10 protein-coding genes and 2 pseudogenes are annotated in these 8,898 nt (G+C 36.7%); all 12 read left to right on the top strand.

Going from position 1 to position 8,898, the window contains the following annotated elements; all coding sequences use genetic code 11:
* The coding region (locus R1Y93_RS12810; protein WP_500823115.1) for a nitroreductase family protein at positions 1 to 290 on the top strand (290 nt) is incomplete at its 5' end.
* Between the two features lie 63 nt (positions 291 to 353).
* On the top strand, positions 354 to 965 hold the full coding sequence (locus R1Y93_RS12805) for a 4Fe-4S binding protein (RefSeq protein ID WP_500823114.1): 612 nt from the start codon (positions 354 to 356) through the stop codon (positions 963 to 965).
* Complete coding sequence (locus R1Y93_RS12800) at positions 962 to 1,735, top strand: protein-ADP-ribose hydrolase (protein WP_500823113.1); 774 nt, start codon at positions 962 to 964, stop codon at positions 1,733 to 1,735. Before R1Y93_RS12805 ends, R1Y93_RS12800 begins: the two co-directional genes overlap by 4 nt.
* Positions 1,686 to 2,600 carry an SIR2 family NAD-dependent protein deacylase gene (locus tag R1Y93_RS12795; protein ID WP_500823112.1) on the top strand — a complete coding sequence of 305 codons (915 nt, stop codon included), beginning with the start codon at positions 1,686 to 1,688 and terminating at the stop codon, positions 2,598 to 2,600. Before R1Y93_RS12800 ends, R1Y93_RS12795 begins: the two co-directional genes overlap by 50 nt.
* 59 nt (positions 2,601 to 2,659) lie before the next feature.
* On the top strand, positions 2,660 to 3,595 hold the full coding sequence (locus tag R1Y93_RS12790; RefSeq protein ID WP_500823111.1) for a DUF1848 domain-containing protein: 936 nt from the start codon (positions 2,660 to 2,662) through the stop codon (positions 3,593 to 3,595).
* A 4-nt stretch (positions 3,596 to 3,599) separates the two neighbouring features.
* Positions 3,600 to 3,857, top strand: a complete 258-nt coding sequence (locus R1Y93_RS12785) for a hypothetical protein (protein ID WP_500823110.1) — start codon at positions 3,600 to 3,602, stop codon at positions 3,855 to 3,857.
* Positions 3,802 to 4,427, top strand: a pseudogene (locus R1Y93_RS12780) (methylated-DNA--[protein]-cysteine S-methyltransferase). The gene R1Y93_RS12785 and the pseudogene R1Y93_RS12780 overlap by 56 nt, the downstream one beginning before the upstream one ends.
* A 200-nt stretch (positions 4,428 to 4,627) precedes the next feature.
* Positions 4,628 to 4,990, top strand: coding sequence for a MarR family winged helix-turn-helix transcriptional regulator (locus tag R1Y93_RS12775; protein WP_500823109.1), 363 nt, complete (start codon positions 4,628 to 4,630; stop codon positions 4,988 to 4,990).
* A 189-nt stretch (positions 4,991 to 5,179) separates the two neighbouring features.
* Positions 5,180 to 5,401: a hypothetical protein gene (locus tag R1Y93_RS12770; protein WP_500823108.1), complete on the top strand. Its 222-nt coding sequence runs from the start codon at positions 5,180 to 5,182 to the stop codon at positions 5,399 to 5,401.
* Positions 5,364 to 5,861, top strand: a complete 498-nt coding sequence (locus tag R1Y93_RS12765) for a hypothetical protein (protein ID WP_500823107.1) — start codon at positions 5,364 to 5,366, stop codon at positions 5,859 to 5,861. Before R1Y93_RS12770 ends, R1Y93_RS12765 begins: the two co-directional genes overlap by 38 nt.
* A gap of 39 nt (positions 5,862 to 5,900) precedes the next feature.
* Positions 5,901 to 8,046: pseudogene (gene cas3 / locus R1Y93_RS12760) on the top strand (CRISPR-associated helicase Cas3').
* 342 nt (positions 8,047 to 8,388) lie between these two features.
* Positions 8,389 to 8,898: type I-C CRISPR-associated protein Cas5c (gene cas5c, locus R1Y93_RS12755; protein WP_500823106.1), on the top strand; the 510-nt coding region annotated here is incomplete at its 3' end.

The following is an 8,898-nucleotide window of genomic DNA, read 5'->3' as shown; positions in this document are numbered from 1 at the left end:
GACAACCAAGCACAATTGATGATCCAACCATAAAAAATGGATTTTATCATGCACCGACAGTTATATGTGTATTCTGCCAGAATAATTTTCTCTTCAAGACAGCTGATGCCTTTTGCATGATGGAAAATATGATTCTGCAGGCAACAGAGCTTGGAATTGCATCATGTATTATCTCAAGAGGCTATGAAACATTTGATTCGGAAGAAGGAAGAAGACTGATGAACGAATGGGGAGTGCCGGAAGGATATGCATGCCAGGGATTTGTTATATTCAGGATATATAGACGGTGAACAGCCGAAAAGTAAACCAAGAAAACCGGGAAGAATTAAAATTGTGGAATAGGTGGAGAACAGATGGATTTAGCAATATGTCTGAAAAAAATGGAACTGGTGGGAGTGCTTGCGTTTGCAACAGTGGACAATGAAGGAGCACCACAGATACGGAATATCAGTGCGATTCATTATGAGCCGGATGCACTCTATTTCTTTACCGCCAGAGGTAAAAATTTTTGTAAAGAATTAATGGAAGATGGCAGGGTTCAGATTCTTGCTTATACCAAATTTAAAGAAATGATTCGTTTGTCAGGAAAGGCTTATGCAGTAGCAGAGAATGAACAGAAAAAATGGATGGATATCATTTTTGAAGAACAGCCGTATCTTGCAAATGTATATCCAGGGGATACAAGAGAAATCGGTATTATTTTCTGTATTGATCAGGCGGAAGTGGAGTATTTTAATCTTGGCGTAAACCCAATTTTCCGGGAGACATATATTCTGGGAAATGTTAGTATAAAAGAAAAAGGATATTACATAACGGAATCCTGTATCGGCTGTGGGAAATGTATGAAACATTGTCCACAGAAATGTATTGAGAAGGGAACACCTTTTGTCATCCGGCAGGAGCACTGTCTGCATTGTGGAAACTGTTATGAAAACTGTCCGGTGAAAGCGGTGATCAGGAAATGAATCAGGATGACAGAAGAAAATATTTGATTAAAGGATTGTTGAAAGAGCGACCGGAGTATGAGAACATGCAGATCCCATCAGATGCAAGCGGGCAGAAAATGCTGCTTAGATCGCTGATGAATATAAGAACGCCAGGGGAAATAGATCCTGTATTTTTGCAAATTCAGGATGTGTACCTTTCAGAAGAAAATGAGAAGAAAGGGATTGTCACATTGGAAGATATCAGGGAGGTACAACCCGATCTGTATATCTGGAAGGGTGATATTACAAGGCTTAAGGTGGGTGCAATCGTAAATGCAGCCAACAGCGGTATGACAGGCTGCTATCATCCCTGTCATAACTGTATTGATAATTGCATTCATACCTATGCAGGAATTCAGCTTCGGAATTATTGTAATGATATGATGATGAAACAGGGACACGAAGAACCGACAGGGCAGGCAAAGATCACCCCAGCATTTAATCTGCCCTGTGACCATGTGATTCATACAGTTGGTCCGATTGTACAGGGAAAGCTGACAAAGGAACATGAGCATTTACTGACATCCTGCTATGAATCGTGTCTTAGGATAGCTGATGAGAATGAAGTAAAGAGTATTGCTTTTTGTTGTATCTCAACTGGTGTATTTATGTTTCCAAATAAAAGAGCTGCTGAGCTTGCAGTACAGACAGTAAAGCAATATAAAGAAAAGACAAAATCAAAGATAAAGGTGATATTTAATGTTTTTAAAGAGGAAGATGAACGACTCTACAGGCAGTTACTCGGATAAGATATTACAGATAAAAGAAAAAATTGGGGAAGCAGATGCTATTATAATAGGGGCTGGTGCAGGACTTTCTACATCAGCCGGTTTTGTGTATAATGGTGAAAGATTTGAAAAATATTTTTCGGATTTCAGAAGGAAATATGGATTTTCTGATATGTATGCAGGAGGCTTCTATCCATATAAAACATTGGAAAAATATTGGGGATACTGGTGCAGGTATATTTATATCAACCGTTATATGGATGCACTAAAAACGATATATCAGGACTTGTATGATCTGGTGAAAGAGAAGGATTATTTTGTACTGACGACAAATGTGGATCATTGTTTCCAAAAAGCCGGCTTTGATAAAAATAGAATATTTTATACACAGGGAGATTATGGTCTGTTTCAATGTAGTGAGCCTTGCCATAAGGAAACCTATGACAATGAAGAAATCATTAAAAAAATGGTACTAAGTCAGGGATTTCAGATAAAAGACGGGGAACTGCAAAAATCGGAAGACGGAGAAATAAAGCTTACGGTTCCGACAGGTCTGATTCCATATTGCCCACACTGTGGCAAGCCGATGAGTATGAATCTCAGATCGGATCAGACATTTGTTGAAGATGAAGGATGGCATCAGGCAGCAGAAAGATATGAGAGATTTATACAGGAACATAAAAAGCAGAAAATAGTTTTCCTTGAACTTGGTGTAGGATATAATACTCCTGGTATTATAAAATATCCGTTTTGGCAGATGACAAACACATTTCAACATGCGTTTTATGTGTGCTTGAATCAGGGTGAAGCATATGCACCGGAAGAAATAATAAGAAAGTCTGTCTGCATGAATGAAGATATTGGAGAGGTTCTGAAAAAACTGTAGACTTGTGATAATGGGCGGCTGTGAACGGAGTGAATAGCGACAAAAGAGGGTGTGATAAAATGATAATACAAACAGGAATGAGAACAGATATACCTGCATTTTATTCAAAATGGTTTTTGAATCGGATAAAAGAAGGATATGTATGCGTGAGGAATCCCTATAATCCAAAACAGGTGACGAAATACAGCCTTTCACCAGAAGTTGTAGATCTGATAGCATTCTGCACGAAGAACCCTCTTCCAATGCTGCCGTTCCTTGACAGGTTAAAGCCATATGGTCAATACTGGTTTGTAACAATCACGCCATATGGAAAAGATATTGAGCCAAATGTTCCAGATAAAGAAACTGTGATGGAAAGTTTTAAAGAATTGTCGGATGTTGTGGGTGTAGACAGTGTGGGATGGAGATATGATCCGATTTTTATAGATAAAAAACATTCTGTGGAGTGGCATATATCTGAATTCGAAAAAATGGCTGAACTTCTTTCTGGATACACAAAGACATGTGTGATCAGCTTTATAGATATTTATAAAAAGGTGGAACACAATTTTCCAGAAGCAAAATCAGTACAGGCAGCAGACATGGCTATGATAGGAAAAGCATTTGTAAAAATAGCGTCTAAGTATGGAATGGCGTTGAAGCCTTGTGCAGAAGGAGAAGAGCTTGCCAAATATGGTGCAGACTGCTCCGGATGTATGACTGTTCATACATTTGAGACAGCTCTCCATAGTAGACTGGAAATTCCAAAGAGAAAGAAAAATCAGAGAAATGGGGAATGCGCATGCCTTTTGGGGACAGATATAGGTGCCTATGATACTTGCGGACACTTGTGTAAATACTGTTATGCGAATGTAAATCCGGTTTTGGTCAAAGAAAATATGAAAAAGCATAATCCAATGTCTCCTTTCCTGCTTGGTGAAAGTATGCCAGGTGATATTGTTCGTGAGGCAATTCAGAAAAGCTGGATTGACAGACAGATTCGATTGGAGTTTTAAGGATGTGTTAAAATTCCTGCAACAACATTATCATATCAGCTTTGAGAAAGCAGATCTAAAATTTTATAAGTCCGAAACATACAAGACACTGCAGGAAACAGAAAATGGATTGTGGGCGGAATCCGCAGAATATATAGCTGCCAGGTATTATGAGGAAGCCAGAGAATTAAAATTTCTAATTATGGAAATATACAGGGGGAATCTTTATGATCAAAAGGAAAGAAGCACTGGAGTTTGGATTATCATTTCAGAATACATATGAGGAAAGGCCTTTCCATGACCAGACCTGGCAGCTGGTAAGAGTAAAGGAAAGTAAAAAAGCGTTTCTGTGGATTTTTGAGCGTAATGGATATGTTAATCTGAATGTAAAAGCAGATCCGGAATGGCGTGATTTCTGGCGAAGTACATATGAAGCAGTAACTGCAGGATACCACCAGAATAAGGAACACTGGAATACCATTGTTCTGGATGGAACAATACCAGATAAAGATATTAAAAGGATGATATCTGAAAGCTATGACTTGGTCACGTACAGCCCGACAAAACGGATTTATGAGGCTGTTAAAAAAATTCCAAAAGGCTGTGTGGCAACCGATGGAAAAGTGGCAGAGATGGCAGGAAATCCAAGAATGTCAAGAGCTGTGGGAAATGCTCTGCGTAAGAAATCCGGACCCGGAGCATATTCCCATGCTACCGTGTAGTAAAATTCCAAAGGAGAGCTGGCTGGAGCATTCGCTTTTGGCCGCGAAAACGTACAGAAAAAGCATGCCGGAAAGCAGATGGGATTGAAGTTATCAATGGAAAAGTAGATTTGAAAAAGTACGGATTATAATAAGCAAGTTTGTCTATGAAAAATAGACCAGCTGCTTTTTTTATCCAAAAAGAATTGACAAAGCTGAAGAGTTACACTATAATCGTTCTAAAAAGAACGATATAGGAGGGCGAGATGTATTTCTGGGATAAGCATAAAACAATTACAAGCTATTATGAATTGCTTTCAGCCAGATATGTGACCAGTACGGGTTGACTCAGATGGAATATGATATACTTATGTTCCTGCATAATAATCCGCAGCATAATACTGCAGCAGAAATAGTAAAGATTAGAAAATCAACCAAATCACATGTTTCAACTTCGTTGAAAAAATTGGAAAACAAGGGATTTATTGAAAGAATACAAAGTGAAGATAATAAAAAACATATTGAAATTGTTTTGCTGGATAAGGCGGAATTAATTGTGGAAGCAGGAATAAAAGCACAAAAACAGTTTGCACAAAATGTTTTAAGCGGATTGACAGAAGAAGAAACGCATATGTGTATCAAGGTTTTCAATAAGATTTGCAATAATGCAGAGGAGTATTTGAGGAAATATAAGGAGAGAGTGGATGAAAGCTAGATTTTGTGTAAAGAGGAAAACATTGCTGCTGATTGCCTGAATCGGATTTCAAACAGTGGGTATATTTCCAGAGATATTTATTGCTTGACTTGAATCTGGACTGGGATTCGCTTTGCCATTAGCAGGAGTTATTTTTACCAGAAATTATTTGTTTTACAATCAACTGATAGAAGAGGAGCAGGATTAATAATGAAAGAGAATAATTACAAACCACAGATGCCTGATGTTATGGAGGCAATATTTGATGCAGCATATCTGATCTTTGATTTGGTTGCAGCAGTGTTGTTTTTTATATTTTCAAAAGGAAACACCTTATTTGTACTTTATGGAGTATTAACATTTGACGCTTTGTGGTGGGGATGCATTCCATCTGGTGCCAAGAATTATCCGGGCAGTACAGGGCAGCAGTGATAAAATAAAGAAACAGCTTGGAATCGGATTGCAGGTATCTTCTATTACAATGACAGTGTTTTATATTATTTTAATGTATATATGGAAATTAACATTTCCGGAAATTGCATTGCCGGTGGCAATTCAGGCTGTAATCTGGATATCGGCAGTTATCAGAATTGTTATCTGTATGTTTCCACAGAATAATTGGTGCACAGATGAAGGAAATATGAAACTGTCTATTATCCGGAATGCAGTTTTTGCAGTTACAGGTATAGGGATAATTATTCTGTATTTAATATCAGGAAATACCTATGGATATCATATGACAAGGATGGCTGCAGCTATTATCATTTCTTTTGTTTGCTATCTTCCAGTAACTTTATTCAGTAAAACGAAACCAAAGGTTGGATTATTAATGATACCAAAAACTTGTGCATATATGTGGATCATCGCAATGGGACTTCAACTTTTATTTTAACTGCCCTTTTGTATTGGAGGTGTTGTTTATATGGAGCATATAGAGTATATAGCACATAAAGACGGTGAAAGAGTACAGACAGTAAAGAAACCTATATGGTACAGCAGAATTGGCAGGATCTTTTGCAGAAAAGTTTGGGAAGAAAGAATGGGGTTATTGCTGCGGAATACTGCATGATCTTGGAAAATATTCCAAAGAATTTCAAAGAAAAATTCAGAATGATACAAGTGAAAGAGTGGATCACTCAACTGCAGGTGCGAAAGTCTGCAATGAAAAGGGAGGTTACTATTCTATTTTAAGTTACTGTATTGCCGGACATCATGCTGGACTTCCTGATTATGGAAACACTGCGATTGGTAATAGTTTATGTGGAAGATGCAATAAAAAGATCTGTGATTTTGAGAATTATAAAAATGAAATACAGATTCCAAAGCTTCATACGGATCCAATTGTGTTTGATCCAACAAAAAATTTGGATTTTTCGTTAAGTGTTTTTGTAAGGATGTTGTATTCATGTTTAGTAGATGCAGATTTTTTAGATACAGAATCTTTTATGAAAAATGAAAATACTGGTCGTATTTCTGGAGAATCAATGCAGGTTCTGAATAAAAAATTAGAACAATATATTACGCCTTGGTTAAGTAATACTGAATTGGAAAGTATTAACGGACGAAGAACAGAAATTTTGGCGCATTGTATGAAAATGGGAGAACGAGACAAGGGAATCTATCGTTTGACAGTGCCGACTGGTGGAGGAAAGACGATTGCTTCTCTTGCCTTTGCAATAAGGCACGCATTAAAACATCAGATGGATCGGATTATTTATGTGATTCCTTATACAAGTATTATCGAACAGAATGCTCAGGTATTTCGAGAAATCCTTGGCGCAGAAAATGTATTGGAAAATCATTGCAACGTAGAATATAAAGATTCAGAAGAGTTTTATCCGATACAGCTGGCAAGTGAAAATTGGGATAAACCGGTAGTTGTGACAACAAATGTACAGTTTTTTGAATCTTTGTTTGGAAATAAATCGTCAAAATGCAGGAAAATCCATAATATTGCAAATAGTGTTGTAATATTTGATGAAGCGCAAATGCTTCCAATGGATTATTTAAAACCTTGTGTTTCTGTTTTGCAGGAGTTGGTCGACAATTATGCTTCAAGTATAGTTTTGTGTACTGCAACCCAGCCGGCTCTTGAAATGTTATTCTCATCTAAAGATAAAATGATAGAATTATGCCCTCGTATGGAAGAACAGTTCCGTTTTTTTAAACGTGTTACTTATGAAAAAATAGGAAAAATTTCTCACAATGAACTAATCATGCGATTGCAAGGAGAGCAAAGTATACTCTGCATTGTGAATACGAAAAAAACTGCACAGGAATTATACAAAAAGTTGCAAGGAGAAGGCAAAAATATATATCATTTATCTACAAATATGTATCCGAAGCATAGAAAAAGAGTATTGAAAACGATTCGGGACCGACTGGATAAAAATGAAAAATGTATTGTTATCTCAACAAGTCTGGTAGAAGCAGGCGTGGATTTGGATTTTGACACTGTTTACAGACAGATAGCGGGCTTGGATTCTATGATTCAGGCAGCTGGAAGATGCAATAGAAATGGAAAGAAGGATTTAGCGAAAAGTAAAGTTTATATTTTTGATTTTATTGATGATAAAAGGGTGACAAATCAAAAACTTCAAATCGAAACGGCAGAATCTGTTCTGCAGGATTATGAAAAAGTAGATGATTTAATAGGAATCGCAGATTATTTTAAACGTCTCTATCATTATCGTGGAACAAGCTTGGATAAGAAAAACATTATAGGTGAATTTAAACAGATGCGATTTAATTTTTCAAAAGTAGCAAAAGAATTCAAGCTGATTGAAGAAAATACTAAGATGATTTATATTAACATTGAACCAAAAGCAGAAGAATCGTTGGGAGAATTGAAAATAAAAGGGACATCAAAAGAAAGGCTGCGGCAAGCTGGGCAATATTGTGTTCAGATTTATGGAGATGAAAGAGCCGAAGAAAGCTTATTTAGCAAGTTGTATAATGCCGGAATGCTTCGACCAATTTCGGAAGATATGCAGGATTTCTATGAATTGGTGTCGCAAAAACAGTATTCTAGCGAATGGGGATTGGATTTTTCTGTGGATGATGTGCTGATGATGTAATATTAAATGGGGTGTATGAAGAATTCGTCATACACCCCGTTTGCTTTAAAGAAAATGCTAATATTTCAATCCACTGATTTCCCAGACACATTTAAGTATATATGAATTGATTTGCTTTGGCAATTATATTTATGCATTTTTGATTATATTTATTGTTACTGCATATATTATTTCATTAGAATTTAATTTAACAATATAATAAAAAGTCTTGCTTAATATGATGCAGTGTAGTATAGTGAGATTAAGAGAAACAATGAGTTGTGGAAACAATTTTATTATCAGTCAAGATCAGTCAAGAGATTATATAGCGGCTTGTTATAAGAGAAGGAGAGGTATTATAAGATGGGAGTTGGTGTAAAAGTAAAGGTATGGGGGGATTATGCCTTGTTTTCACGCCCCGAACTCAAAGTGGAACGATGTTCTTATGATGTCATGACACCATCTGCGGCAAGAGGAATTCTGGAAGCAATTTATTGGCATCCCGGAATGCGGTGGGTTATCGATAAGATTTATGTGAAAAATCCCATTCGTTTTACAAGTGTTCGAAGAAATGAAGTAAAAAGCAAAGTTTCTAAGAGTAATGCTTTGCAGGCATATAACGGAGATGAGAAACCACTCTATATAAGTACTAAAGAAGATATTGTTCAAAGAGCATCGTTGATTTTGTGTGATGTATGCTATGTGATAGAAGCTCATTTTGAAATGACCGATAAAGCAAATGAATCCGATAATGCAGGAAAATTTAAGGATATCATTATGCGAAGACTAAAACGAGGCGAATGCTATCATATGCCATATTTTGGATGTCGAGAGTTTCCGGCACAGTTTTGTTTATGTGAGGAAGATGATGAT

It is taken from the genome of Blautia sp. HA3515 (assembly GCF_059933065.1).
Note: the sequence above shows the minus strand (reverse complement) of the source record. Positions and strands in the feature narration are given on the sequence as shown.